Source organism: Prochlorococcus marinus XMU1402 (genome assembly GCF_017696205.1).
Taxonomy (GTDB): Bacteria; Cyanobacteriota; Cyanobacteriia; order PCC-6307; family Cyanobiaceae; genus Prochlorococcus_A; species Prochlorococcus_A marinus_AC.
Window position 1 is genome coordinate 446,816 of sequence record NZ_JAAORD010000002.1, and the last position, 23,095, is coordinate 469,910.

Annotated in this window: 37 protein-coding genes and 1 tRNA gene; 6 read left to right on the forward strand and 32 right to left on the reverse strand. The window is 34.2% G+C overall.

Annotated features, from left to right (window positions below; genetic code table 11):
- Positions 1 to 2 precede the first annotated feature (2 nt).
- The 29 genes from rpmE to rplC form a co-directional block, all read right to left on the reverse strand.
- Positions 3 to 263, reverse strand: a complete 261-nt coding sequence (gene rpmE, locus HA141_RS08640; protein WP_209118844.1) for a 50S ribosomal protein L31 — start codon at positions 261 to 263, stop codon at positions 3 to 5.
- A 13-nt stretch (positions 264 to 276) separates the two neighbouring features.
- A complete protein-coding gene (rpsI, locus tag HA141_RS08645) occupies positions 277 to 687 on the reverse strand; it encodes a 30S ribosomal protein S9 (RefSeq protein ID WP_209118846.1) in 411 nt (136 codons plus the stop codon).
- 9 nt (positions 688 to 696) lie between these two features.
- Positions 697 to 1,128 carry a 50S ribosomal protein L13 gene (gene rplM / locus HA141_RS08650; protein WP_209118848.1) on the reverse strand — a complete coding sequence of 144 codons (432 nt, stop codon included), beginning with the start codon at positions 1,126 to 1,128 and terminating at the stop codon, positions 697 to 699.
- Between the two features lie 115 nt (positions 1,129 to 1,243).
- Positions 1,244 to 2,050: a tRNA pseudouridine(38-40) synthase TruA gene (gene truA, locus HA141_RS08655; RefSeq protein WP_209118850.1), complete on the reverse strand. Its 807-nt coding sequence runs from the start codon at positions 2,048 to 2,050 to the stop codon at positions 1,244 to 1,246.
- A 36-nt stretch (positions 2,051 to 2,086) separates the two neighbouring features.
- Entirely contained in the window at positions 2,087 to 2,437 is a 351-nt protein-coding gene (gene rplQ / locus HA141_RS08660) for a 50S ribosomal protein L17 (protein WP_011863642.1), read from the reverse strand.
- Between the two features lie 13 nt (positions 2,438 to 2,450).
- A complete protein-coding gene (locus HA141_RS08665; protein WP_209118852.1) occupies positions 2,451 to 3,389 on the reverse strand; it encodes a DNA-directed RNA polymerase subunit alpha in 939 nt (312 codons plus the stop codon).
- A gap of 59 nt (positions 3,390 to 3,448) precedes the next feature.
- Complete coding sequence (rpsK, locus tag HA141_RS08670) at positions 3,449 to 3,841, reverse strand: 30S ribosomal protein S11 (protein WP_012008434.1); 393 nt, start codon at positions 3,839 to 3,841, stop codon at positions 3,449 to 3,451.
- Between the two features lie 44 nt (positions 3,842 to 3,885).
- Positions 3,886 to 4,251, reverse strand: a complete 366-nt coding sequence (gene rpsM, locus HA141_RS08675; protein WP_209118854.1) for a 30S ribosomal protein S13 — start codon at positions 4,249 to 4,251, stop codon at positions 3,886 to 3,888.
- 41 nt (positions 4,252 to 4,292) lie between these two features.
- A complete protein-coding gene (gene rpmJ, locus HA141_RS08680) occupies positions 4,293 to 4,409 on the reverse strand; it encodes a 50S ribosomal protein L36 (RefSeq protein ID WP_011377173.1) in 117 nt (38 codons plus the stop codon).
- Positions 4,410 to 4,454: 45 nt separating this feature from the next.
- Entirely contained in the window at positions 4,455 to 5,003 is a 549-nt protein-coding gene (locus HA141_RS08685) for an adenylate kinase (protein WP_209118856.1), read from the reverse strand.
- The gene (gene secY, locus HA141_RS08690; RefSeq protein ID WP_209118858.1) at positions 5,003 to 6,322 is read right to left on the reverse strand and encodes a preprotein translocase subunit SecY; all 1,320 of its coding nucleotides are present in this window, start codon (positions 6,320 to 6,322) and stop codon (positions 5,003 to 5,005) included. Before secY ends, HA141_RS08685 begins: the two co-directional genes overlap by 1 nt.
- Positions 6,323 to 6,352: 30 nt before the next feature.
- Complete coding sequence (gene rplO, locus HA141_RS08695) at positions 6,353 to 6,808, reverse strand: 50S ribosomal protein L15 (protein WP_209118860.1); 456 nt, start codon at positions 6,806 to 6,808, stop codon at positions 6,353 to 6,355.
- A 5-nt stretch (positions 6,809 to 6,813) separates the two neighbouring features.
- Positions 6,814 to 7,434 carry a 30S ribosomal protein S5 gene (gene rpsE / locus HA141_RS08700; RefSeq protein ID WP_209118863.1) on the reverse strand — a complete coding sequence of 207 codons (621 nt, stop codon included), beginning with the start codon at positions 7,432 to 7,434 and terminating at the stop codon, positions 6,814 to 6,816.
- A 14-nt stretch (positions 7,435 to 7,448) separates the two neighbouring features.
- Positions 7,449 to 7,817, reverse strand: a complete 369-nt coding sequence (gene rplR, locus HA141_RS08705) for a 50S ribosomal protein L18 (protein WP_209118865.1) — start codon at positions 7,815 to 7,817, stop codon at positions 7,449 to 7,451.
- 14 nt (positions 7,818 to 7,831) lie between these two features.
- Positions 7,832 to 8,371, reverse strand: a complete 540-nt coding sequence (gene rplF / locus HA141_RS08710; protein WP_209118867.1) for a 50S ribosomal protein L6 — start codon at positions 8,369 to 8,371, stop codon at positions 7,832 to 7,834.
- 12 nt (positions 8,372 to 8,383) lie between these two features.
- Positions 8,384 to 8,785 carry a 30S ribosomal protein S8 gene (rpsH, locus tag HA141_RS08715; protein WP_032521994.1) on the reverse strand — a complete coding sequence of 134 codons (402 nt, stop codon included), beginning with the start codon at positions 8,783 to 8,785 and terminating at the stop codon, positions 8,384 to 8,386.
- A 9-nt stretch (positions 8,786 to 8,794) separates the two neighbouring features.
- Positions 8,795 to 9,334, reverse strand: a complete 540-nt coding sequence (gene rplE, locus HA141_RS08720) for a 50S ribosomal protein L5 (RefSeq protein ID WP_025954891.1) — start codon at positions 9,332 to 9,334, stop codon at positions 8,795 to 8,797.
- Positions 9,335 to 9,408: 74 nt separating this feature from the next.
- On the reverse strand, positions 9,409 to 9,765 hold the full coding sequence (gene rplX / locus HA141_RS08725) for a 50S ribosomal protein L24 (RefSeq protein ID WP_209118869.1): 357 nt from the start codon (positions 9,763 to 9,765) through the stop codon (positions 9,409 to 9,411).
- Positions 9,766 to 10,131, reverse strand: coding sequence for a 50S ribosomal protein L14 (rplN, locus tag HA141_RS08730; RefSeq protein ID WP_209118871.1), 366 nt, complete (start codon positions 10,129 to 10,131; stop codon positions 9,766 to 9,768).
- Positions 10,128 to 10,394, reverse strand: a complete 267-nt coding sequence (rpsQ, locus tag HA141_RS08735) for a 30S ribosomal protein S17 (RefSeq protein ID WP_011819162.1) — start codon at positions 10,392 to 10,394, stop codon at positions 10,128 to 10,130. Before rpsQ ends, rplN begins: the two co-directional genes overlap by 4 nt.
- Before the next feature lie 9 nt (positions 10,395 to 10,403).
- The gene (gene rpmC, locus HA141_RS08740; RefSeq protein WP_209118873.1) at positions 10,404 to 10,622 is read right to left on the reverse strand and encodes a 50S ribosomal protein L29; all 219 of its coding nucleotides are present in this window, start codon (positions 10,620 to 10,622) and stop codon (positions 10,404 to 10,406) included.
- The gene (gene rplP / locus HA141_RS08745; protein WP_209118875.1) at positions 10,619 to 11,101 is read right to left on the reverse strand and encodes a 50S ribosomal protein L16; all 483 of its coding nucleotides are present in this window, start codon (positions 11,099 to 11,101) and stop codon (positions 10,619 to 10,621) included. Before rplP ends, rpmC begins: the two co-directional genes overlap by 4 nt.
- Positions 11,102 to 11,112: 11 nt before the next feature.
- Positions 11,113 to 11,844: a 30S ribosomal protein S3 gene (gene rpsC, locus HA141_RS08750; RefSeq protein WP_011819165.1), complete on the reverse strand. Its 732-nt coding sequence runs from the start codon at positions 11,842 to 11,844 to the stop codon at positions 11,113 to 11,115.
- Entirely contained in the window at positions 11,844 to 12,230 is a 387-nt protein-coding gene (rplV, locus tag HA141_RS08755) for a 50S ribosomal protein L22 (protein ID WP_025895064.1), read from the reverse strand. Before rplV ends, rpsC begins: the two co-directional genes overlap by 1 nt.
- Positions 12,227 to 12,505, reverse strand: coding sequence for a 30S ribosomal protein S19 (rpsS, locus tag HA141_RS08760; RefSeq protein ID WP_011819167.1), 279 nt, complete (start codon positions 12,503 to 12,505; stop codon positions 12,227 to 12,229). The genes rplV and rpsS overlap by 4 nt, the downstream gene beginning before the upstream one ends.
- A 37-nt stretch (positions 12,506 to 12,542) precedes the next feature.
- Positions 12,543 to 13,406 carry a 50S ribosomal protein L2 gene (rplB, locus tag HA141_RS08765; protein ID WP_209118878.1) on the reverse strand — a complete coding sequence of 288 codons (864 nt, stop codon included), beginning with the start codon at positions 13,404 to 13,406 and terminating at the stop codon, positions 12,543 to 12,545.
- Positions 13,407 to 13,418: 12 nt separating this feature from the next.
- A complete protein-coding gene (locus HA141_RS08770; RefSeq protein WP_011819168.1) occupies positions 13,419 to 13,721 on the reverse strand; it encodes a 50S ribosomal protein L23 in 303 nt (100 codons plus the stop codon).
- Complete coding sequence (gene rplD / locus HA141_RS08775; RefSeq protein WP_209118880.1) at positions 13,718 to 14,350, reverse strand: 50S ribosomal protein L4; 633 nt, start codon at positions 14,348 to 14,350, stop codon at positions 13,718 to 13,720. The genes HA141_RS08770 and rplD overlap by 4 nt, the downstream gene beginning before the upstream one ends.
- Positions 14,347 to 15,000, reverse strand: a complete 654-nt coding sequence (gene rplC / locus HA141_RS08780; protein ID WP_209118882.1) for a 50S ribosomal protein L3 — start codon at positions 14,998 to 15,000, stop codon at positions 14,347 to 14,349. Before rplC ends, rplD begins: the two co-directional genes overlap by 4 nt.
- Positions 15,001 to 15,281: 281 nt before the next feature.
- Between rplC and ndhN the strand changes: the two genes are divergently transcribed.
- The 5 genes from ndhN (at position 15,282) to recA (ending at position 18,939) form a co-directional block, all read left to right on the forward strand.
- The gene (gene ndhN, locus HA141_RS08785; protein WP_209118884.1) at positions 15,282 to 15,758 is read left to right on the forward strand and encodes an NAD(P)H-quinone oxidoreductase subunit N; all 477 of its coding nucleotides are present in this window, start codon (positions 15,282 to 15,284) and stop codon (positions 15,756 to 15,758) included.
- Positions 15,759 to 15,763: 5 nt separating this feature from the next.
- Positions 15,764 to 16,771 carry an LdpA C-terminal domain-containing domain gene (locus tag HA141_RS08790; RefSeq protein WP_209118886.1) on the forward strand — a complete coding sequence of 336 codons (1,008 nt, stop codon included), beginning with the start codon at positions 15,764 to 15,766 and terminating at the stop codon, positions 16,769 to 16,771.
- A 93-nt stretch (positions 16,772 to 16,864) separates the two neighbouring features.
- A tRNA-Gln gene (locus HA141_RS08795) sits at positions 16,865 to 16,936 on the forward strand.
- 16 nt (positions 16,937 to 16,952) lie between these two features.
- A complete protein-coding gene (locus HA141_RS08800) occupies positions 16,953 to 17,729 on the forward strand; it encodes an HAD family hydrolase (protein ID WP_209118888.1) in 777 nt (258 codons plus the stop codon).
- Positions 17,730 to 17,841: 112 nt separating this feature from the next.
- Positions 17,842 to 18,939 (forward strand): recombinase RecA, encoded by a 1,098-nt coding sequence (gene recA, locus HA141_RS08805; protein WP_209118890.1) that lies wholly within the window; start codon positions 17,842 to 17,844, stop codon positions 18,937 to 18,939.
- A 2-nt stretch (positions 18,940 to 18,941) separates the two neighbouring features.
- On the opposite strand, the gene HA141_RS08810 is transcribed toward recA, so the two are convergent.
- Positions 18,942 to 19,187, reverse strand: a complete 246-nt coding sequence (locus tag HA141_RS08810) for a DUF2839 domain-containing protein (RefSeq protein ID WP_025895071.1) — start codon at positions 19,185 to 19,187, stop codon at positions 18,942 to 18,944.
- Between the two features lie 29 nt (positions 19,188 to 19,216).
- Positions 19,217 to 20,665: a DNA helicase gene (locus tag HA141_RS08815; RefSeq protein ID WP_209118892.1), complete on the reverse strand. Its 1,449-nt coding sequence runs from the start codon at positions 20,663 to 20,665 to the stop codon at positions 19,217 to 19,219.
- Between the two features lie 95 nt (positions 20,666 to 20,760).
- On the opposite strand from HA141_RS08815, the gene HA141_RS08820 reads away from it, so the two are divergent.
- Positions 20,761 to 21,600: a prephenate/arogenate dehydrogenase gene (locus HA141_RS08820; RefSeq protein WP_209118894.1), complete on the forward strand. Its 840-nt coding sequence runs from the start codon at positions 20,761 to 20,763 to the stop codon at positions 21,598 to 21,600.
- On the opposite strand, the gene crtD is transcribed toward HA141_RS08820, so the two are convergent.
- Positions 21,590 to 23,095, reverse strand: coding sequence for a C-3',4' desaturase CrtD (gene crtD / locus HA141_RS08825; protein WP_209118896.1), 1,506 nt, complete (start codon positions 23,093 to 23,095; stop codon positions 21,590 to 21,592). The two genes, HA141_RS08820 and crtD, sit on opposite strands and share 11 nt — an antisense overlap.

Here is a 23,095-nt window from a genome sequence, read left to right on the forward strand (position 1 = left end):
TTCTACTTTTTAGAATCTTTTTTTTCTTTTTGCTCTTTTGATGTAGCTGAATTAGCTGAACCCATTCCATATTTTTTCATAAACCTATCAACTCTTCCCTCTGTATCAAGAATTTTTTGAGTTCCAGTAAAGAAAGGATGGTTACCGCTCCATACATCAACATTTAGCTCAGGCTGAGTTGAACCTATTGTCATTACAACTTCTCCATTACAAATAACTTTTGCATCTGGATACCATTTTGGGTGAATTTCTGGTTTTGGCATAATTTAAATTCCTTTAACGTTTGGAGAATTGAGGTGCTTTTCTTGCTTTTTTAAGACCATATTTTCTTCTTTCCTTGGCTCTAGGATCTCTACTGAGATGACCTTCAGTTTTTAGCGGTTTCCTATTGTCAGGTGATAATTCACAAAGTGCTCTAGCTGCACCTTGCTTAATAGCATCTGCTTGACCTGTTAATCCACCCCCAAAAACATTTACCAAAATATCATAAGAATTTTCTAAGCCTAATGTTTGAAGAGGTGCTTTTACTGAATTTAAGTGCAGAGGGTTGAAATTTAAATAATCATCTCCAGAACGACCATTAATTTTAATTTGTCCATTTCCTGGAATCAAGCGAACTCTAGCAACTGAAGTTTTTCTTCTTCCAGTACCCCAATAAACAGCTTTGTTTTTTATTTGACTATCCATTTTAATAAATTAACTATTTAATAATACAGGATTCTGTGCAGCATGAGGATGATCAGTACCTTTATAAACTTTTAGTTTTTTGAATTGCTGTCTTCCTAAAGAATTATGTGGCAGCATACCCTTTACAGCTTGCTCTATTATTCTTTCAGGAATTCTATCTCGAAGAGATTCAAATTTTTCAATTTTCATTCCACCTGGCCTACCAGAGTGTCTTCTATATAACTTTTGTGATGCTTTTTTACCCGTTACCTCTACTTTTTCAGCATTTACAACAATGACAAAATCGCCTGTATCTAAATGAGGTGTAAATGTTGGTTTATTTTTGCCTCTTAGAACAGTTGCAATCTCTGTAGCAAGTCTCCCAAGTGTTTTATCTTTTGCGTCAACTAAAAACCAATTTCTTTCAATAGTTTCTATAGACGGCGTAATTGTTCTATTCATTTACCAAATTTATGCAAATAAATTTAAATTCAGTTTTAAATTCTACCTCATGAAAGGAGTATTAAACAATAATTTTCGATAAATCTCACAAATTAGTTCCTTTATTAAAATTTACTTAAGAAGAACCTCGAATTAAAAATACTGGAAATAAATCATTTTTATTAATTTTGTTAAAAACATTTTCTTCATAAACAGCATTTACAAAGCATAACCCCTTTGCTGGAGCAGATTCTTTAACATCATTTTTTCTTTTATTTACCCATCTATCTGTAAAAATATCTGGCGATATTTTTTTTTCTCCAACCAACACCAGTTGACCAACAATTAAACGGACCATTCCATAAAGAAAACCAGTTGCTTTAATATCAACTAAAATTAAATCTTCTACTCTTTTAATATTTATTTTTTTTATATTTGTAATAGATGTTGCCCTGTTACTTCCACTTTTCTGAAAAGCAAAAAAGTCGTGTTCTCCTTCCATTCTCTTTGATACGTTTGACATTAACACTGCATCTAGTACTTTTTGGTACCTATGCCATGACCAATCATTTATAAACACATTAGTAAATTTACTATTATTAATAACATATCTATAATGCCTATACTTTGCTGAATAGCATGCATGCCAACTATCATTAACTTCAATCGATTCCAAGATTCTAATTGTTGAAGGTAAATAACTATTTAGTAAATCTGAATAACGATTTCCTGGAATAATAAAATCTATATCAAAGTGTACTACTTGACCTGATGCATGTACTCCTGCATCAGTTCTTCCTGCCGCAAAAGTCTTTACGACATGATTTGTAATTTTAAAAAGAGCTTTTTCAATAATTTCCTGAACTGTTTGTGCATTTTTTTGTCTCTGCCAGCCAGAATAATTAGAACCATTATATTGAATAAGTAAAGCTACTCTTTTCAAAAGTGATTTATAGTAAATGCCCTTTTATAAACAATCTTAAACAAGCTCAATTATAGCCATCTGAGCGTTATCACCTTTTCTAGAAACGGTTCTGACTATACGTGTATAACCACCATTTCTATCTCCGTACCTTTCTTTTGCTTTTTCAAATAATGAATGAACTAATTTCTTATCATAAATATAGCCAATAGCCCTTCTTCTTGAAGCCAAACTACCCTCTTTAGCTAGAGAAATCATCCTTTCAGCTTCGTTTCTTAAGGCTTTTGCCCTAGCTTTTGTTGTTGTTACTCTACCTTCTCTTATCAATTGTGTAGTCAAACCTCTTAAGAGTGCTTTCCTCTGGTCAGCAGGTTTACTTAATAATGGGATTCTAAGTTGGTGTCTCATAATCTTAAAAATTTTAAACAGATGTTCTGCTTTGTGGAATAGAAATTCCTATGCGCTCAAGTGCTTCAATAACCTCATCTGCAGATTTAGAGCCAAAGTTCTTAATTTCCAGAAGATCTTCATAGCTAAAACCCATTAAATCCGAAACAGAATTAACTTGAGCTCTTTTTAAACAATTATAAGCTCTAACGGACAAGTTTAGTTCTTCAAGAGGAATTTGGGCTTCTGGGGATGGTTCAGGTTCTTCAGGAACTTCCTCCACCATCGTCACTGTAGCAAGAGGCTGAAAGAGTTCTATTAACTGATTTGCCGCTTCAGAAATGGCATCATCAGGACTTGTTGAACCATCTGTTACTACTTCCATTTTTAATCTTTCTCTACCTGTTCCACCCTCTGCTACAGCAGTTTCATCAATAGTAAAATTAACTCTTTTTACTGGCATAAATACAGCATCTATTTGAAGTAAATCAATAGCAGTTGTCTCTTCATTCTTACGATCTACTGGTCTATATCCTACACCTCTTTCAACATGTATTTCTAACTCTAAGTTATGACCCTCCTGAATAGTTGCAATCGGTTTTTCACCATCAACAATTTCAACTTGAGATGAGAATTGAATATCATTAGCCTTCACGTCCATTGGACCAGTAGCAACTAACCTGCCGATTTCAAGTTCAGGATTAGAACTATTAATTGATAGTTGCTTACAATTGAGAAGAATATCTAAAACATCTTCTCTAACTCCAGGAATAGTTGCATATTCGTGGTTAATTCCTGCTATTCTGACTGCAGTAACTGCACTTCCTTCCAGCCCTCCCATGAGGACTCTTCTAAGCGAGTTGCCTAAAGTTGTAGCTTGTCCCCTTTCTAAAGGGCCAATTAAAAAAGTTCCTGTTTGGGAGCGATCATCTGATATTTGATGGTCGATTCTGTCAATCTGGTATTGCAACACGGAAAATAATAAGGTTGAGAGTTTGTTTTTTTTGGGGTGGGGTTGAGAATGGTTAAGATCTAAACGCGTCTCCGTTTAGGTCTTCTACATCCATTATGAGGTAATGGAGTTACATCTCTTATTAGAGTTATTTCTAATCCGGCAACTTGTAAAGCTCTTATGGCGGTTTCCCTACCTGCGCCAGGCCCTCTAACAAGTACTTCTATTTGTCTCATCCCTTGATCAAGTGCTCTTCTGGCTGCAGCTTCAGCAGCTGTTTGAGCTGCAAATGGCGTACCTTTCCTAGCGCCTTTAAATCCACTTGCGCCTGCGGAAGACCAAGAAATTACATGACCAGAGGTGTCAGAAATTGAAACAATAGTATTATTAAATGTGCTTTGGATATGTACCACACCATTTGGTACATTTCGTTTAGATTTCTTTGAACCTGTTTTTTTTACTGTGGCTGCCATGATGTTTTAATTTAGTACTTCAATTTGTAAATAGATTTAGTTAATTATTTTTTCCTTCCAGCAACTGTTTTTCTTGAACCCCTTCTTGTTCTTGCATTCGTCCTAGTTCTCTGTCCTCTTACTGGAAGACTCATTCTATGTCTTCTTCCTCTCACACAGCCAATATCTTGTAAACGCTTTAGGGCCATTCCTTCTTTTCTTCTCAAATCTCCCTCTAAAGTAAATTCCTCTGAGGCGCCTCTAATTTTTTGCACATCAGAGTCTGAGAGATCTTTGACACGAATATCTGGGTTCACACCCGTATTAGCAAGAATTAGCTTAGATCTTGTTAAACCAATTCCATAAACGTATGTAAGTGCAATTTCTACTCGCTTTTCGCGAGGTATGTCAATTCCTGCAATCCTGGCCACGTGTTTTGAATAAGTAAAAGTTTGAATTATAGGGTTAAGAATTAACCCTGACGCTGTTTATTGCGAGGTCTTTTCTTGTTAATAACATAGATTTTACCTCTTCTCCTCACGATCTGATCGTCAGGACTAATTTTTTTGACTGAAGATCTGACCTTCATAAGGGTTTTTAAAATAAATCAATAATTTTATATTCTACATCATCATCAAACCATTTTCTGTTTGATATCAGAGGAAATGGTTTTTAAATCTCGATCACCATCAATATACTCTAATAATGAAAGATCTTTAAAATATTGAATCAACGGTTCTGTAGTTTCTTTATAAATGTTAACTCGTGTTCTAATAGTATCTTCAGTGTCATCTTTTCTTCCTCTTAAAAGCAAACGCTTGATTAGAACTTCTTCTGGAATATCTAAGTAAAAAACTACTTCTATAGGTTGATTTATTTCAATTAAGACCTTATTCAATGAATTTGCTTGAGATAGATTTCTTGGATAGCCATCTAAAATCCAGCCTTTATTATCCTTATTTAAATTTTGCTTTACTATTTTTAAAACAAGTTCGTCACTTACAAGTTCGCCACTATTAATAATATCCTTAACCTGTCTCCCAAGATTAGTATCCATTTCAATTTCTTTTCTTAATAATTCACCTGTAGAAAGATGCAAGTAAGAATTAGCTTTACTCAGTAATTCCGCCTGAGTACCTTTTCCTGCTCCAGGTGCTCCTAAAAATAATAAATGTTTTTTCATTAATTATTAATTAGTCCCTCATACCTTTGAGAAATAACATAAGTTTGAATTTGCTTAGCAGTATCAATAGCAACACCAACAAGAATAAGTAGTGAAGTTGCCCCTAAACCTTGAAAAGTCTGAACATTTGTAGCCCTCTCGACTGCTGCAGGGATAATAGCTACTGAACCCAGAAATAATCCTCCTAATAATGTCAACCTATTTTGAATCCCTGAGAGGTAATTTGCTGTATTACTTCCTGGTCTAACTCCTGGAATTGCTACTCCCCCTTTCTTTAGATTTGAAGCCACATCAACTGGATTAATTGTAAGAGACGCGTAAAAATAGGAAAATCCCAAAATTAATGCAAAGAATGTAAAAGCATAGGGCCATGGATTAGAAGATCCGGGATTTAAACTACTCGCCAATTTGATTAGTACTGGATTACCCGTAACATTTGCAATAGTTATAGGTAAAAAAATTAAAGCAGATGCAAAGATAATAGGCATAACTCCTCCTGCATTTAACTTTAAAGGTAAATAACTTTGTCTTGTAGGAAGTAATGTTGTATTTCCTATTTGTCTTTTTGCACTAACAATAGGAATACGCCGTGCTCCCTCTTGGACAAAAATTATCCCAACAATTGTTAATAAAAACACTCCAAGTAAAACTGCTATCCCCAAAACATCTCCCCGATCACCAGTTTGGGCTTTTTCTATTGTTGAACTTAAGGCCTTAGGTAGAGTTGAAACAATATTCAAAAAAATTACTAATGAAGCTCCTTGACCTATCCCTTTTTCTGTAATAATTTCACTAAACCACATCACTAACATTGAGCCAGTAACTAGAGCAATTGAGGTTTGCAATACAAATGTAGTTTCACTTATGCCCTGAATTGCATATTGTCTAAGAATTAAAGAAAAAATAATACTCTGCAAAAACCCCCATCCTAATGAAACATATCTAGTTATTTGAGCAATTTTTCTTCTACCTGCTTCTCCTTCATTCTTTTGTAGGTCTTCCAGAACAGGCAATGAAGCTGTAAGAAGCTGGATAATAATCGATGCATTGATAAAAGGAAGAATACCTAATGCGAATATTCCTAAGGTTGAAATTCCTCCACCGGTAAATATATCTAAAAAACCTATTAATTGGCCGCCTTGATCTATAAAACTCTTAAAAGCAACCCTATCAATACCAGGCATGGGAATATAAATACCAAGTCTTACTAAAAGAAGAAGACTTAAAGTAGTTAAAACCCTACTCCTTAGCTCTTTATTTAAAAATAACTGAGAAAGTATTTCAGAAGCGCTAGGGTTTCTAGTTTTGTTAATAAACATTTTGAAGATTAACTAAATTTTTATGTAAAATTATTTATTTATTAACTCGCAAGATCCGCCTGCATTTTCAATTTTTTGTTTAGCAACTTTTGTAAATGCATGAGCTTGGACTGTTAACTTGACATTAACTTCTCCATTACCGAGAATTTTTAAAGGGAATTTTGGCTTGAAGATTAATCCTTTCTTCACTAGTGAGTCCAAGTTAACAGTATCGTTATCTTTGAAATCATTTAATTTATTTAAATTTATTATCGAAAATTTCTTTTGATTGATGATTTCAAAATGCTTTAATTTAGGAACTCTCCTGTAAAGAGGCATTTGGCCTCCTTCAAAACCTGGACGTGTGGGTCTTCCAGATCGTGACTTTTGTCCTCTCATTCCGAAACCACATGAAGCACCCTGACCTGCAGCAATACCTCTACCCTTTCTTAATTTTTTCTTTCTAGAGCCTGAGTTTGATTTAAGTGTATTTAATGTTGAAGTCATAATTTTCAAGAATAGAGTTGTTCAAGTGAGATCCCTCTCTCCCTTGAGGCAGATTTGTGTGTTCTTAATTGTGAAAGAGCTACCATAGCTGCTCTTGCGTTATTTAGAGGTGTTTTACTACCCAATCGTTTTGCTAAGACATTTTTTATGCCTGCCAATTCTAAAACCGTTCTTATTGAACCACCAGCAATTACTCCTGTACCAGGGGCAGCAGGTCTAATTAGTACATTTGCTGCACCATCTCGACCTATAGATAAAGTAGGTATTGAATTATTTGGAGTTAAGGGAACCCTAACAAGATTCTTTTTACCATCTGAAACGCCCTTTCTCACCGCACCAATAACATCACCTGCTTTTCCAACTCCAACTCCAACTTGTCCTTTTTCATTACCAACTACAACAATTGCTCTGAAACTCATTTTTTTTCCACCTTTAACAGTTTTAGAAACACGTCGTATTTGAACAACCCTTTCTTGCCAATCAGAATCTCTCTCAAGATTTTTTCCATCTCCTCTTCTATTTCTTTTTTTATCATTACGATTGTTCTTTTTTTGTTCCACAGGCATGGCTCCAGGAGCATTATCGTTCTTGGATTGGATTTCTTGTTTAGTCGGAGTGTCAGTCATAGTAAAAAATAAAGTTAGAATTCTAAGCCAGCTTCGCGAGCAGCGTCAGCAAGTGCCTTAACTCTACCGTGATATAAATTACCTCCACGGTCAAAAATTACTTGCTTTATACCTTTTTTTATAGCTCTATTTGCTAATAATTTTCCAACAACGGAAGAAGAATTACAATCAGAAGGTAATTTCTCAGATTTTTCTCTGAGTTCCTTATCAAGAGTTGAAGCTGAGCAAATAGTTGTTTGAGCGCTATCATCTATAACCTGAGCATAAATATGGTTATTAGAGCGAAAAACAGACAATCTTGGACGCGTTGCATCTCCAATTAAGAATCTTCTTAATCTTCTATGTCTTTTTTGGGTTTGTGATTTCCTTGAAAGTTTGGTCATTTTTTTAATTGGAATTATTTTTTGCCAGATTTACCAGCTTTTCTGAGAATTCTCTCATCATGGTATTTAATTCCTTTACCTTTATACGGCTCTGGAGGTCTAATTGATCTGATTTTTGCTGCTTCATTGCCAACAATTTCCTTATCAATTCCAGATACGGTAACGTTTGTATTACTCTCAACTTTGTATGTTATACCATCAGGGGGGGTCATTTCTACAGGATGACTATATCCTGCACTGACAACTAGATTTTTACCTTTTACTTGTGCTCTTGATCCAACGCCAACAATTTCTAGTTTCTTCGAAAAACCTTGAGTAACCCCTTCAACCATATTTGCAATTAAGGCTCTACATAAACCATGTCTCTGCCTTGAATGTATTTTAGTTGTAGTAGGACTTACGATAATAGTATTATCTTTCTTATCAAAACTAACTCCCTCAGGCATGAGACGTTTTAACTCCCCTTTTGGGCCTTTTACTGTAACTGTTAATCCATCAAAATCAACTGTAACTTTCTCTGGAATAAGTACTGGTGTTTTTCCGATTCTAGACATGATTAATTCTCCTTAATAAACATAGCAGAGGACTTCACCGCCAATGCCTTGCTTCCTAGCATCGCGATCACTCATGACACCTTTAGAAGTTGATATTATGGCAACTCCAAGGCCCCCAAGAACTTTTGGTAAAGCTCTAGTATTTTTATAAATTCTCAAACCAGGTTTACTTACTCTTTGCATTGATCGAATAGTAGGGAATTTATTCTTACCACTATATTTAAGACCAAGTATTATTTGTGATTTATAACCTTCACCTTCTTCATTAATATCAGAAATAAACCCCTCTTTCTGAAGCACTTTTGCGATACTTAAGGACATTTTTGAACCTGGGATAGTTGTGGTTGTATGCTTTTTTTGACTCGCATTTCTAATTCGAGTAAGCATATCTGAAATAGGATCGTGATTTGACATAGTTTTAATTTAATTCTTACTAAAAGGCATTCCTAACTCCTGCAAAAGAGCTTTACCTTCTTGATCTGATTTTGCACTAGTGACAATAGTTATATCCATACCTCTTATTGAATCTATTTTATCAAAAGAGATTTCAGGAAAAATCAATTGCTCCTTCACTCCAAGGGTGTAATTCCCTCTCCCATCAAAACTTTTTGGATTAACTCCTCTAAAGTCTCTTATTCTTGGTAAAGCTAGATTTATAAATCTCTCCAAAAAGGAATACATTCTGTCTCCTCTCAAAGTTACAGTACAACCAATAGGCATCCCCTCACGAATTTTAAAACCCGCGATAGCTTTTTTAGCCCTAGTTACGAGGGCCTTTTGTCCAGTAATTGTTGCCATTTCGTTTAAAGAAGCTTCTAAAGCTTTAGAATTTGAAGCTGCCTCACCAAGACCTCTGTTAACGTTGACTTTGACAACTTTAGGTACTTGATGAATATTTTTAAGACCAAGGTCCTTTAAAAGTTTTGGTCTAATTGATTCTTTGTAGCGATTTTTTAGAGTCATAATTTTTTGTTAATTCTGGTCTTTGTCAGAATTGGTAAATTAGAAAAAGTTGAAATCTGATTTCTGATGAAAAATTAATCAATTACTTCACCAGTTTTCTTCAATCTTCTTTTCTTAACCCCCTCTTTATCAATAAAGTATTCAATCTTACTTGTAAGATTTTTATCCTTTGAAAAGAACATTACATTTGAAGCATGTAAAGATGCTTCTTCTGTAAGTATTCTTCCAGTTTCTCCTTCTTGATTTGGTTTTACATGTTTGGTCCTAAGGTTAATACCCTTTACAACTACCCTATTTTGAAGAGGGATAGTTTTTAAAACTTCACCAGTTTTCCCTTTATCCTTGCCATTAATTACTTTTACCAAATCTCCAGTTTTGATTCTCATTTTTATTCTCTGGAAATTTTTCTTTTGCTTTAATGAATCCAACATTTAAATCACCTCCGGAGCAAGAGAAACAATCTTAGTATAATTTTTATCCCGCAGTTCTCTGGCTACAGGACCAAAGACTCTCGTACCTTTTGGATTCCGATCTTCATTAATCAATACTGCCGCATTGTCATCAAATCTGATTGAATTACCAGTATTTCTTCTTAATGTTGCTTTAGTTCTGACGATAACAGCTTTAACAACTTCAGATTTCTTAACTCCCATGTTAGGAAGAGCATCTTTTACAGTTGCTACGATTACATCTCCAACATGAGCATACCTTCTATTAGAACCTAAAACCCTAATACATTGGAGTCTTTTTGCTCCGCTATTATCAGCAACTGTTAAATAAGTTTCTTGTTGAATCATTTTTTAACCTCCTTAGCCTGACTTGTTTTATTGAGAATCTCTTCTATTGCCCATCTTTTATGAGCACTGAGCGGTCTAGTTTCTCTAATTTTAACTCGATCACCTAAAACACATGTATTTTCTGGATCATGCGCTTTATATCTTGTAGTTCTACTTACAATTTTTTTATAAGTGGGATGTGGATATCTGTTAATTACAGCAACAACAACTGTTTTATCCATTTTGTCGCTGACAACAGTACCAATTCTTTCTTTAAGTGCCATAACTAATAATTAATCAGAAGTTGTTTTAGAAGCAGATTGACTCTTACTGAGAGTGAGTAATTGCGCAACTTGTTTCTTGATAATTTTAAATTTATGAGTTTCATTAAGCTGCCTTGTGGCTTGCTTGAATCTCAAATCAAAAAGATCTTTTCGTAATTGGTCAATCTTTTCAGTAATTTGTACAGAATTTAATTTTTTAAATTCCTTAAGTGACTCTGAGTTTTTCATTGTTTAACCTCCTCTTGAGATTTTTTACTCTTTTTCGTATTTTCTTGGGAGGAATTATCTAGATTTTTATCAATGGAGATAAATTTAGTTTTTACAGGAAGTTTGTATTGAGCCAGACGCATAGCTTCCTTTGCAATTTCCTCAGTGATATCCTCACCACCCATTTCAAAAAGTATTCTTCCAGGTTTTACAACTGCGACCCAAAACTCTGGATTACCTTTACCAGAACCCATCCTGGTTTCGGCAGGTCTCATAGTTACAGGTTTATCAGGAAATATTCTGATCCAGATTTGACCACCACGTTTGATATATCTGGTCATAGCTCTTCTGCTTGCTTCAATCTGACGTGCAGTTACCCAGCCACAGTCTTGAGCTTGTAGAGCAAATTGACCGAACGCGATAGTATTACCTTTTGAGGCTACACCCCTCATTCTGCCTCTATGTTGTTTACGGAATTTAGTACGTTTTGGACTAAGCATTTTTATACCTCCTATGAATTCTCATTTGAACGATCCTCAAATTGCTGAGGTCTTCTACTAGCTTTCCTCTTAGGGCTAGCACCAACAGGGATAGTTTGTTCTTCTTTAGGAAGAACTTCACCTTTGAAAACCCAAACTTTAATGCCTAGAACACCGTAAGTTGTATTAGCTTCACGTGTTGCATAGTCAATTTCAGCTCTTAATGTATGTAATGGAACTCTACCCTCTCTAGTCCATTCAGTTCTAGCTATTTCAGCTCCATTCAACCTTCCCCCTACTTGAATTTTAAGACCTAAGACTCCAGCCCTTTGAGCCCTTTGTAAGGCCATCCTTATAGTTCTTCGAAAGGCGACTCTTTTTTCAAGTTGTTGCGCAATATATTCAGCTAGTAAAAAAGCATCAGCATCTACGCGTTCAACTTCTACAACGTTAATTCTAACTTGCCTTGTTCTATCCCCTATAGTTTTTTGAATGCCAGATCTTAATTCTTCAATCCCACTTCCTTGTCTTCCAACTATAACTCCTGGTCTTGCTGTTTTTAATTCGAGTTCCAGTTGGTCAGCTTTTCTAGCTATTAAAACATCGCTAATTCCTGCTGCTCCGTATTTTTTTTGTATGAAGGTACGAATTTTAAAATCTTCTTGAAGAAGAATTGGATATGTTTTAGAAGTAGCAAACCACTTAGAGCGATGCTCTTGTGTAATTCCTAATCTTAGTCCAGAAGGATGTATTTTATGTCCCATTAGTTTTGTACCTCCGCATTAGTTTGAGTAGGAGCAGATTCAACAGAAATACTGATATGGCAAGTCTGTTTTTTAATTGAAAAAGCTCGACCTTGAGCTCTGGGCCTATACCTTTTCATTACTGGACCACTATTAGCCCATGCAGAGGAAATAACTAAGGTGGATGGATCCATTCCAAGGTTATGTTCTGCATTGGCAACTGCAGATCTTAAAACTTTAGTGATGGGGTCTGTAGATCTGTAAGGCATAAATTCCAACATAATCAATGCATCTCTATAAGACCTGCCCCTTATCTGATCCAAAACTCTTCTCACTTTAGAGGCTGATCCGCGAACGTAATTCCCATGAGCAATTGCTGTTTTTGTCGTTTCAGGTGTTTTTGTCATGATTTTGCTCCTTTCTTATCTCTAATATGACCACGGTAAGTGCGTGTAGGAGCAAATTCACCAAGTTTATGACCAATCATTTGTTCAGTAATAAATACTGGAATGTGAGTCTTGCCATTATGTACAGCAATTGTGTGACCAATCATTAAAGGTAAAATAGTAGAGGATCTCGACCAAGTTTTGATAACAGACTTGTCATTATCAGTATTTTGTTTTTCAACCTTCTTGAGCAAGCTATCTGCTATAAAAGGTCCTTTTTTTAGTGAACGTCCCATGTTTATGTAATAGAAATTGAAATAATAAATGAAGTAATCAAGAGTCTCTTCCTCCTCTACTCCTCTTAGAAACGCGACGGCGTCTTCGAACAACTAATTTATTACTTGGTTTGTTCTTTTTACGTGTCTTTAATCCAAGAGCTGGTTTACCCCATGGAGTAACTGGTCCTGCTCTACCAATTGGTGCTTTTCCCTCTCCTCCTCCATGTGGATGATCACATGGGTTCATTACACTACCTCTTACTTGAGGCCTTCTTCCAAGCCATCTTCTTCTTCCTGCTTTACCTAAGCTAGTATTTCTTATTTCAGAATTACCAACTTCACCAAGAGTTGCATAGCATTCTTTTCTTACAAGTCTTACTTCAGTAGATGGGAGTTTTAAAGCAACATAATCTCCCTCTTTTGCCATAACTTGAGCACTAGCTCCTGCGGATCTAACCATCTGAGCACCCCTACCTGCATATAACTCAACACAATGAACACTAGATCCTAATGGCATGACAGAAAGTGGCATTGCATTACCATCTTCAATTGGAACACTTTCTCCAGATATGACATTTTGTCCCACTTTTACTCCTGCTGGAGCGATAATATATCTTTTTTCCCCATCTTCGTAGAATAAAAGTGCCAATCTTGCGTTTCTATGAGGATCGTAGTGTATAGCTGCAACTTTAGCGTTAATGTTTCTTTTATCTCTTCTAAAGTCAACTAATCTATATTGCCTTTTGTGACCACCCCCACGATGACGACAAGTAATAACTCCACGATTATTCCTGCCTTTAAGTCTATGTTTTGAAACTATTAGTGATCTCTCGGGTTTTGAACTTGTTATTTCACTAAAGTCAGTAACTACTCTTTGCCTAGTACCAGGTGTATAAGGTTTAAATTTACGGATTGCCATGATTAAAACTCCTTAAGATTCTGGAAAAAGTTGGATTTTGTCTCCTTCAGCAAGACGCACAATTGCCTTCTTGACCTGAGAACGTTTACCGGAAAATTTCCCAACTCTTCTAGTTCTCCTCGGGGGATTCATAGTGTTAACTCCTATGACTTTAACACTGAATAAGGCTTCAACAGCTGCCTTTATTTGTGGTTTTGCCGCTCTATGATCTACTTCAAAAGTATATTGGTTAAGATCTAGCGCATTTGTAGCTTTCTCAGTAATAACTGGCTTTCTAATTACATCGGCTAAACGAGAATCGAATAATTTACTCATGATGCATAAACCTCCTGAATTTTATCTATCGCTGATTGCCCAATGACCAATTTATTAGCATTGAGAATATCAAATACATTTAATTGATCGGCAGCAATTAATTTTACTTTTTCAATATTATTAATCGATTTTTTTATAACATCGGACGGTCTATCAAGAATAACCAAAACTTTTTCAGTTTTTTGTATTCCTAATCGAGCAAGGCCATTGATGATATCACTTGTTTTAGGCTGCTTTAAAGTAGATCCAAAATCTTCAACGGCCTTCATATCAGATACTCTAGACATAAGTGCAGTTCTAAGAGCTAACCTACGTTCCTTACGATTCATATCAAGATTGTAAGAACGTGGCTTCGGCCCAAAAATAATTCCGCCACCAGGTCTTAAGGGTGTCCTTATAGATCCTTGACGAGCTCTTCCAGTACCTTTCTGTTTATATGGCTTTCTACCGCCCCCACGCACTTCAGATCTTGTCAAAGTTGATGCTGTCCCCTGTCTTTTATTTGCTAGCTGCCTAAGGACTGCTCTATGTATTAAGTCTGCAGAAGAATTTTCTTTAGCAACTGCTAAATCAAGGGATACTTTGCCGGATTTTTTTCCATCCCACTTAAGAGTTTCAAGTTTTGTCATGATTTTTCACCTCCTTTTTTGCCTACAACATTATTTGGCTTAATATTTATTATTGAGCCTGGCTTACCTGGAACAGAACCCTTTACTACAAGCAAATTTTTCTGATCATCAATTTTTAGAACTAACAAACCCTTAGTAGTAATCTGTTTTCCACCATATCTTCCTGCCATTCTTTTCCCAGGATAAATTCTGCCTGGAGTTGTTCCTGCACCTGTAGATCCAGGTGCTCTATGATTTTTTGAACCATGACTCATAGGACCTCTGCTAAAACCATGTCTTTTCTGGTAACCAGCAAAACCCCTACCCATAGATTTGCCACTGATATCAACTTTTTGACCAACCTCAAAGTTTTTTACAGTTATTTGATTTCCGATTTCATAAGATGAAGTTTCTTCAACCCTATATTCTTTCAAATGCTTTAAAAGTTCTTCTCCTGATTTCAACAAATGTCCCTTCTCAGGCTTACTTATATGCTTATCCTTTAACAAGCCATAACCTATTTGAACGGCAGTATAACCATCCAAAGCGGTTGTTTTCAATTGAGTGATACGGCAAGGACCAGCCTCAATGAGAGTAACTGGCACCGAATTACCTTTCTCGTCGAAAAGTTGGGACATGCCCAATTTCTTTCCTAAAATTCCTATAGACATAAGACTAAATTAGGCTAGCTCGTAATGATTTTTAAATTATCTAAAACCTTAAGTTATTAAGGTGAAGTTAATAAAAAAACAATTAAATAAGGTTGAGACTTATCTGAAAATCTAGATAGTTTCTCTTGGGATAAACCCACCTGTGTTTTTTAACGAAACGCTAAAAAATGTGAAATTTTACAGAGGCTCGGCTAGCTTGCGAGCTTAAAAATTCACTGAATTACAATTGTACATCATCAAGTACCATAAAATAAAATAAAATAGAAATAAAGGAAATTTTTATGCCATTACTTCTCACAGGGAAAAAGTTTCATAACGATTTAAAAACTAACAAATGTCTTGCTATCTTTGCTCCCCTTGAAGGTGGTTATGAAACTCGTCTTTTGAGAAGAATGAGGGCAAAGGGATTTAAAACTTTTATAACCTCAGCAAGAGGGCTTGGAGATCCAGAAGTCTTCTTGCTTAAATTGCATGGAGTTAGACCACCGCACCTTGGTCATCAAAGCATAGGAAGAAATGGAGCACTTGGGGAAGTTCAACAAGTTATCCCACAAGCTTCTGAGTTATTTAATGAAAATGATAAAAATAAATTACTTTGGTTATTAGAAGGTCAAGTACTTTCTCAATCTGAATTAGAGAGCTTAATAGATATTTGCACTAATGATAATAAACTAACGATAGTTGTTGAAATGGGGGGTTCAAGAAAACTTGAATGGAAGCCGTTAAGTAACTATATTTTAGATGAATTTGAAAGTTAAATTGTTTGATTACAACTAAGAATAAAAAAGATAAGTGGATTAAATTAATTTGTGGTGCAAGTAATGAGGATATTGTTGCCATAGAAGATTTATGCGCAATTTATACAGCTGCTGGTGTCGACTACATAGATGTTGCCGCAGAAGAATCTATAGTCCACGCAGCAAAAAAAGGAATCGAGTGGGCAAAAAAAGTCTTTAAGAACTCCCCTGGATTAATGATAAGCATTAGTGATGGAAATGATATCCACTTTCGTAAAGCAAAATTTGATCCGTTGAAATGCCCCCCTAATTGTCCAAGACCGTGCGAAAAAGTATGCCCCACCTTTGCAATTGATAATTCTGGGATTAAAAAGAGTAAATGTTATGGATGTGGAAGATGTTTGAATAGCTGTCCCCTAAATCTAATTAGTGAATATGAATATAATTTGTCAAAAGATGATTTAGGGTCAACACTTCAGAAAATAAAGCCTAATGCAGTAGAAATTCATACAGAAATCAATCGCCTAGATTCTTTTGCAAAAGTTGTCAGTATCCTTAAATGTTCTGGAATGAAATTAGACAAGATATCTACCAGCTGTGGATTAAATCAATCTTTCAAAAAATCACAAGAGCCCCAAGATCTTTTGAAAGCTCTTTGGGAAAGATATGAAATTCTTAAAAAACTTGATATTCCCCTTATTTGGCAGCTAGATGGAAGGCCAATGTCTGGAGATCTTGCTCCTTCAACAAGTAGGGATGCTGTTCAGTTGTTTGAAAAAATCGGTTCAGATCTTCCACCTGGATTAATTCAATTGGCAGGAGGAACAAATGAAAAAACTCATGAATTTTTCAATTCAAACAATCTCCCAGACGGAATAGCATTTGGAAGTGCTGCAAGAAAAATTATGCAGCCCCTTATTGAATTTGCTCACAAAAATAACAAAAAACTCTATGAGTATCCTGAAAGAATGGCTTTAGCAATCAAAAAAGCTAAGAAATTTCTAGAGCCATGGAAATCGGGCTCATTCAAATAATATTTTTATTTTCCAAACTAGCGTCATGTTTATAAAAACTTTGTATTTTTTGGATAGAAAAAAATCTTTTCATGTATTAAAATAAAAATTCAATGGGCCGTCGCCAAGTGGTAAGGCATCGGGTTTTGGTCTCGACATTCCTAGGTTCGAATCCTAGCGGCCCAGTTCTAATATTCAATAGGTGTCTTCTCAAAAAATATTTCTATTTGATTTCGATGGAGTAATAGTCGATGGAATGCAAGAATATTGGCATAGTTCCCTGCTGGCTTGTGAAAGATATTTAAATTCACCATGCATCTCTGTTGATCAAAAACTTTATAAAAGAGTACCAAATTCTTTCAAAGAAATTAGGCCTTGGGTTAAATATGGTTGGGAAATGATTTTAATTGTTCACGAAATTATAAAAACAGAAAATCCATTAAAAAATGATAATAAAGATGATTTCATTAATAATTATCATGAAAATTGCCAGAGGATATTAAAGGAAAATTCCTGGATTGCTGAAGATTTACAAAAAATGTTAGATCAGTCGCGTAAGTACCAAATTGATAAAGATTTTAAATCGTGGGTAAATTTACATAATCCTTTTTTTGAAATTATAAATTTTATGAAAGAATTAAGGAAAAAAGAAATAAAAACTGGAGTCATAACAACTAAAGGTAAAATATTTACAGAAAAGATTCTTAAACAATTAAATATTTTTCCAGAATTTATTTTTGGTTATGAATCCGGAACAAAAGTTAAAATAGCTGAGAAGATTACGCAAACTTACGAAATTTTAGGCTTTATAGAAGATAGAAAAAAAACTCTAATAGATATTAAACAAAATTCAGAAACTTCTCACATTCCATGCTTCCTAGCTGATTGGGGGTATTTGAAAGGATCAGATAAGCATATTTTAAGTAATGAAATCAAATTATTGAAATTAGATAACCTTGAGGAATTAGTTGCAATTTAAAGATAATCGGTTAGAGTACAGATGTACTATAGTTTGTATTTATGAAGTTTGGTTTAAATAAAAATTTCCAAATTTAGAATAATTACAAGAACTTTAACCGGTAAATCAAACAATGAGCCTTGAAGAAAAGAAAAAAACTGAATCAAAAGAAAAAGACAAAGCATTAAGTCTTGTCTTAGGTCAAATAGAAAGAAATTTTGGACGAGGATCAATAATGAGACTTGGTGACGCCTCAAGAATGAAAGTAGAAACAATATCTACTGGAGCGCTCACCTTAGATTTAGCATTAGGAGGAGGATATCCAAAAGGAAGAGTAGTAGAAGTTTACGGACCAGAAAGCTCAGGAAAAACTACATTAACGCTGCACGCGATTGCGGAAGTCCAAAAGAATGGAGGAGTAGCTGCATTTGTAGATGCTGAGCATGCACTCGATCCAGTTTATGCAGCCTCTTTAGGAGTTGATGTTGAAAATTTGTTAGTTTCACAACCAGATACAGGTGAAATGGCTCTGGAAATAGTTGACCAACTTATAAGATCAAGTGCAGTAGATCTTGTAGTTGTTGACTCGGTCGCAGCACTAACCCCAAGAGCTGAGATAGAAGGAGAGATGGGAGATCACGTAATTGGAAGCCAAGCAAGGCTAATGAGCCAAGCAATGAGGAAAATAACAGGAAATATTGGTAAATCTGGATGTACGGTAATATTCCTAAATCAATTACGCCTAAAAATTGGCGTTACATACGGCAATCCAGAAACAACCACAGGAGGTAATGCATTAAAATTTTATGCCTCAGTGAGACTTGATATCAGAAGAATTCAAACTCTTAAAAGAGGTACTGAAGAATATGGCATAAGAGCAAAAGTGAAAGTAGCAAAAAACAAAGTTGCGCCACCATTTAGAATTGCAGAGTTTGATATTCTCTTCGGAAAAGGTATTAGTACAACAGGATGTTTATTAGATTTAGCAGAAGAGACTAATATCATAATAAGGAGAGGCGCTTGGTATAGTTATGAAGGAGAAAATATTGGACAAGGAAGAGATAATACAATTATTTGGCTTGATCAAAACTTAGAAATCAGGGATAAAGTAGAATCTATGGTTAAAGCGAAATTAACAGAAGGAACTGAAGTCAGTTCTAATTCAATGAAAGCATTAAATAGCAATCCTGCTAATACAATCGCTGTTAATGATATAAAAACAGTAGCTTAGATTTATAGAGAATCAGCTAAAGTCCACCACCCAGCAGCAGGGCCTATAAATCTCACTACAATCCATAAGATAACTAACCCTCCGATTCCAAACCAACTGGCCTTAATACTTAATTTAATTAAGTTATCTCTTTGATTGATTGTAAAGGGAAGCCATTCAAATAATCTTGGAGACTCATCAATTTTAGTTTTAGTATTATTTTTTTTTGGAGGTAAACCAAGTGTTTTACGTCTTTTTGCTTCTCCCATATTTCTTTATTTATTTACAAAATAATAACCTAATCAAAAGGTAGCATATAGTTAATTTTTTTTGAGGGTTGAATGTTATGCAAAAGTAATCTTCCCCAGTTTCTTTTATTTACTCTTCCATCTAAGATTATTAACTTACCTGAGTTTCTTCTTAAAGGCGAAATAGATCTTTCAAGTTTAATTCTGGCTTGAGGAAGAAAGAAGTCTCTAAACCAATCCTGAGAAAGCTTCTTTTTATGCGAGACTGTAATTGCATTAATAGGTTCTGACATATTCGGAATAGGAAGTAAAGGAATAATAATTTGTTCTGGAATTTGAATTAAATAAGAATTCATAATCCACCAGTCAAAACTAGAGCAAAGAATTTCATTTTTACCAGAGGGAATTGTCTCTAGCAATACCCTTTTCCCGTACTCAGAAGCTAAATCTGTAGCAATATTAGTTTTCAAATCAATATCATCAGAAAGAACTAAAGTTAAACCCTTTCTAAAAAGTATTAACTTTTTGCATTTATCCATGATTGAATTTGTAAAAAGAGGATTATTAGGAAGCAACTGTTTAGAGGGTATATATAATGAAATCTTTTTCTCTTCAAAATTACTTTTAAAATTAATAACCAAATCAATATCTAAGCTGTGTTTTTTAAAATACATTTGGAAAAAATTGTCTTTTCTCAATGCTGATAAAAAAACAAATTTATTATTTAAAAAAAATTCCTTTATATGAGAAAGTTCATCTATTGGCTGCAAATACAAAGTCCAATCTAAATTTTTATCGTTTAACTTTACCCAGCACGCCCAACCCTTAGATAATGCTTTATTAACGCTTAAAAATTTATCAGAAAAAAAAGAATTTTCATGAAAAAAGTTTGAAAAAAAACTTATTTCTTTTTCATTTAAGTTGATATAACTATTTCCTAAAACCTTTCTCATGAAGAACTTTTTCTTCAATGAATCATATACTTTTATAAATTTTTGATTGATTAATTCAAATTCATTAAAATTTTTTGTCCAATCCTTTTTAAGCAGGGAAATTCTAAAATGATTTTTTAAATCCTGTTTTATATCCTCAATTCCAGAATAAATTATTCGATGATTTCTAAGATTACGAGAATTGGGATCATTAAGTAAATTATGGATTGTTATCAAACGAATATGATGATTTGCAAAAATAAGTTGATCATCTTTCAAAATAAAATTAAAACCTAGATTTCTCAATGAATCAATCTGAAATTGGCTTATAAATTTAATTTTTTCTTTAGATAAAATAAAAGTTGAATCCTCTTCCTTTAAAAATAAAGAAATCAAAATTGGAGGTAGCCAATCATAGCTAGAGAAAATTTCTGAATTAATTAGATATGTAGAATCATTTTCAATACATTTGGAAATTATTCTCCCAAAAGAATATATGTGTTCCCACTTAATACTTTGATCTCTCAAATAATTTTTCAAATATTGATGACTTAAAATTTCAAGCATTTATAATTAATTTAATTTCAAATACATACAAAAATTATTAACTTAATATACAAAAAATTGGTATCAATATAGGAGAGTCTTGAATTAATCAATCTATGAAAATTGGAATAGTAGGATTAGGTTTAATTGGCGGTTCTTTAGGATTAAAACTCCAAAGTCTAAATCATACAATTTATGGAATAGCAAATAATGAATTAAATGAAAAAAAAGCTAAGGATAAAAAACTTGCAAATTTTGTTAGCTGTGATCTGAGCTTATTAAAAAAATGTGAGCTAATAATTTTGGCATTGCCCATCAAAGATTTGATCAGTCCGTCTCAAGAATTAGTAGCATCAATACCTCAGAAAACAATATTAACTGATGTAGGCTCTTTAAAAGAACCAATTGTAAATACATGGGAAAGTTTACATCCTCTATTTATTGGATCTCATCCAATGGCAGGAACAGAAAAAAAAGGAGTTAATTCAGGTTTTGAAGGTCTTTTTAAAAATGCAAAATGGATTATTACCCCAACACAAAATAGTGACTTTAATGCAGTCAGAACTATTTCCGAGCTTATAAAATCAATGGATTGTGAAATTTGCCAAGCTTCACCAAAAGAGCATGATCAAGCAGTATCTCTAATTTCTCATTTGCCTATATTTTTAGCTTCCGCCCTTATAGAAACTGCACAAACAAAAAATAATCAATCTTTATTAGATCTCACCCAAAAATTAGCTGCCACAGGATTTGCTGACACTTCGAGAGTTGGCGCAGGAAATGAACAACTAGGCTTAGATTTAGCTATTAATAATCAGATTAATGTTTTAAACTCCATAAATAGTTTTAAAAATAAGTTGAATTTACTGGAATCTCTTATTAAAGAAAAAAATTGGGATCTACTTTCTAAAAAACTTGCTGAAGCAAAAGAAAACAGACAAAATTTTATAAACTAAAATTTTCTATGCCTTGGGAAGCTAAAATTTGTCTTGAAACCATTAATGCAGACTGGCTAACACCTGCAGTCCCCTCTCCTGGATAAATCGAATCTCCACATAACCATAAACCTTCAAAAGGTGTCCTACTTGATAATCCAAATAAACCAAAAATATCTGGATTTTGACCCAGCCCGCCTACTATTCCATTAGGTCTTTTTGTCCATTTTTCAAAGCCCAATGGAGTTGCTAATTCCCTATGTAGCCATTTTTCAGGATCAATATCAAATTGACTTTCCAATTCGAGGGATATTTTTTTCATGAAACTATTTTTCTTTTTTAGGTAAGTTTGTTTATCTAAATCAAACCAATCTTTAGTTTTGGTAAAGATACTGGCAATTAAAGTAACCTCACCTTTCGGCGCTCTTCCATCACCATCATCACTAATTGATACAAATAAAGAACAAAATTCTTTCGAAACAAATTGATAATGATTGGAGAATGTTTTTTTAATATGTTCCTTTTTTAAGGCTGAATAAAAAACTACAGCTCCACTTGGATCAGGCAAATTATCAAGTCGATTTTTATAATATTTTTTTCTTTCTAAAGGATCTTTCAAATGCTTGAGCAAAGATTGTGGAGGCGCTGTATAAATAACATCTTTTGCTTGGTAAATAAATGATTTTTTTTTCGAATTAGCAGATACTTGCCAACACATGTTTACATCGTCATAAGTTATAGAATTAACTTCTTGTCCAAAAATTAAATTTACTCCAGTTTTAATCAATGAACTTTCTAATGATTCACTTAAAGACTGCATAGATTTTTTAAGATGCCACAGACCATGTGGCTGTTGACACATCTGAAGAACAGTAGATCCATATAATGCTGCTGTATTATAAACGTCCTCTTGAGAATAAAGTTTTAGTTGAAGATTTAAGAATTTAATCAAGCGCTCATTCTTAGATAATCCACATATCCGCAATAAATCATAAATAGTAGATTTAAGTAAAATACCTGTGACAAGGTTTGAAGGTACTATTGCTTTAAAAAGTTGAGAAAAATCCCAAAAATTACTTATTGGTAATACAGGATTATTATTAGCAAACACCCAATTACTTTCATGTATGAGGGTACAAAGTTTCCAAAACCTTTGACTCCCAGGAAATTGCATTTCTCGTTCTGCTATCCATTTACTTTTTTCATACCAAATAGTTATGGGATTACTACCATCATTCAAATCAACAATGCAAGCAGGATCTAAAATTGTAGCTTCTGGGGATGGGATATCTAAAAAATCAAAAATTCTAGAATGTATTCCTCCCTTCTCTAAACCCGCAACCTGAGTTGCTCCAACATCAAAAATATAATTCTTTCTTTTAAAAGTACCTGCACATCCTCCTGCTTGAGTATGAGATTCGATTAAAGTCACTGATAAGCCTTGTTTTGATAAAATCGCTGCAGAAGTTAGTCCTGCTATACCAGCGCCTACAACAATAACTTCAGACTTTCTCAT

Coding starts and splice junctions, on each gene's coding strand:
- rpmJ (WP_011377173.1), bottom strand. CDS start 4,409: ATGAAGGTCAGATCTTCAGTCAAAAAAATTAGTCCTGACGATCAGATC.
- rplV (WP_025895064.1), bottom strand. CDS start 12,230: ATGACAAAAACACCTGAAACGACAAAAACAGCAATTGCTCATGGGAAT.
- HA141_RS08770 (WP_011819168.1), bottom strand. CDS start 13,721: ATGAGTAAATTATTCGATTCTCGTTTAGCCGATGTAATTAGAAAGCCA.
- rplB (WP_209118878.1), bottom strand. CDS start 13,406: ATGGCAATCCGTAAATTTAAACCTTATACACCTGGTACTAGGCAAAGA.
- rplF (WP_209118867.1), bottom strand. CDS start 8,371: ATGTCTAGAATCGGAAAAACACCAGTACTTATTCCAGAGAAAGTTACA.
- rplP (WP_209118875.1), bottom strand. CDS start 11,101: ATGCTTAGTCCAAAACGTACTAAATTCCGTAAACAACATAGAGGCAGA.
- HA141_RS08820 (WP_209118894.1), top strand. CDS start 20,761: ATGAAAATTGGAATAGTAGGATTAGGTTTAATTGGCGGTTCTTTAGGA.
- rpsS (WP_011819167.1), bottom strand. CDS start 12,505: ATGGGACGTTCACTAAAAAAAGGACCTTTTATAGCAGATAGCTTGCTC.
- crtD (WP_209118896.1), bottom strand. CDS start 23,095: ATGAGAAAGTCTGAAGTTATTGTTGTAGGCGCTGGTATAGCAGGACTA.
- rpsE (WP_209118863.1), bottom strand. CDS start 7,434: ATGACTGACACTCCGACTAAACAAGAAATCCAATCCAAGAACGATAAT.
- rpsH (WP_032521994.1), bottom strand. CDS start 8,785: ATGTCAAATCACGATCCTATTTCAGATATGCTTACTCGAATTAGAAAT.
- HA141_RS08810 (WP_025895071.1), bottom strand. CDS start 19,187: ATGGGAGAAGCAAAAAGACGTAAAACACTTGGTTTACCTCCAAAAAAA.
- rpsC (WP_011819165.1), bottom strand. CDS start 11,844: ATGGGACATAAAATACATCCTTCTGGACTAAGATTAGGAATTACACAA.
- rplN (WP_209118871.1), bottom strand. CDS start 10,131: ATGATTCAACAAGAAACTTATTTAACAGTTGCTGATAATAGCGGAGCA.
- rplQ (WP_011863642.1), bottom strand. CDS start 2,437: ATGAGACACCAACTTAGAATCCCATTATTAAGTAAACCTGCTGACCAG.
- rpsQ (WP_011819162.1), bottom strand. CDS start 10,394: ATGGCACTTAAAGAAAGAATTGGTACTGTTGTCAGCGACAAAATGGAT.
- rplR (WP_209118865.1), bottom strand. CDS start 7,817: ATGACCAAACTTTCAAGGAAATCACAAACCCAAAAAAGACATAGAAGA.
- rplC (WP_209118882.1), bottom strand. CDS start 15,000: ATGTCTATAGGAATTTTAGGAAAGAAATTGGGCATGTCCCAACTTTTC.
- rplX (WP_209118869.1), bottom strand. CDS start 9,765: ATGTTGGATTCATTAAAGCAAAAGAAAAATTTCCAGAGAATAAAAATG.
- rpmC (WP_209118873.1), bottom strand. CDS start 10,622: ATGAAAAACTCAGAGTCACTTAAGGAATTTAAAAAATTAAATTCTGTA.
- HA141_RS08685 (WP_209118856.1), bottom strand. CDS start 5,003: ATGAAAAAACATTTATTATTTTTAGGAGCACCTGGAGCAGGAAAAGGT.
- rplE (WP_025954891.1), bottom strand. CDS start 9,334: ATGACTCTAAAAAATCGCTACAAAGAATCAATTAGACCAAAACTTTTA.
- rpmE (WP_209118844.1), bottom strand. CDS start 263: ATGCCAAAACCAGAAATTCACCCAAAATGGTATCCAGATGCAAAAGTT.
- HA141_RS08815 (WP_209118892.1), bottom strand. CDS start 20,665: ATGCTTGAAATTTTAAGTCATCAATATTTGAAAAATTATTTGAGAGAT.
- rpsI (WP_209118846.1), bottom strand. CDS start 687: ATGGATAGTCAAATAAAAAACAAAGCTGTTTATTGGGGTACTGGAAGA.
- rplD (WP_209118880.1), bottom strand. CDS start 14,350: ATGACAAAACTTGAAACTCTTAAGTGGGATGGAAAAAAATCCGGCAAA.
- ndhN (WP_209118884.1), top strand. CDS start 15,282: ATGCCATTACTTCTCACAGGGAAAAAGTTTCATAACGATTTAAAAACT.
- secY (WP_209118858.1), bottom strand. CDS start 6,322: ATGTTTATTAACAAAACTAGAAACCCTAGCGCTTCTGAAATACTTTCT.
- rplM (WP_209118848.1), bottom strand. CDS start 1,128: ATGAATAGAACAATTACGCCGTCTATAGAAACTATTGAAAGAAATTGG.
- recA (WP_209118890.1), top strand. CDS start 17,842: ATGAGCCTTGAAGAAAAGAAAAAAACTGAATCAAAAGAAAAAGACAAA.
- rpsK (WP_012008434.1), bottom strand. CDS start 3,841: ATGGCAGCCACAGTAAAAAAAACAGGTTCAAAGAAATCTAAACGAAAT.
- rplO (WP_209118860.1), bottom strand. CDS start 6,808: ATGACTTCAACATTAAATACACTTAAATCAAACTCAGGCTCTAGAAAG.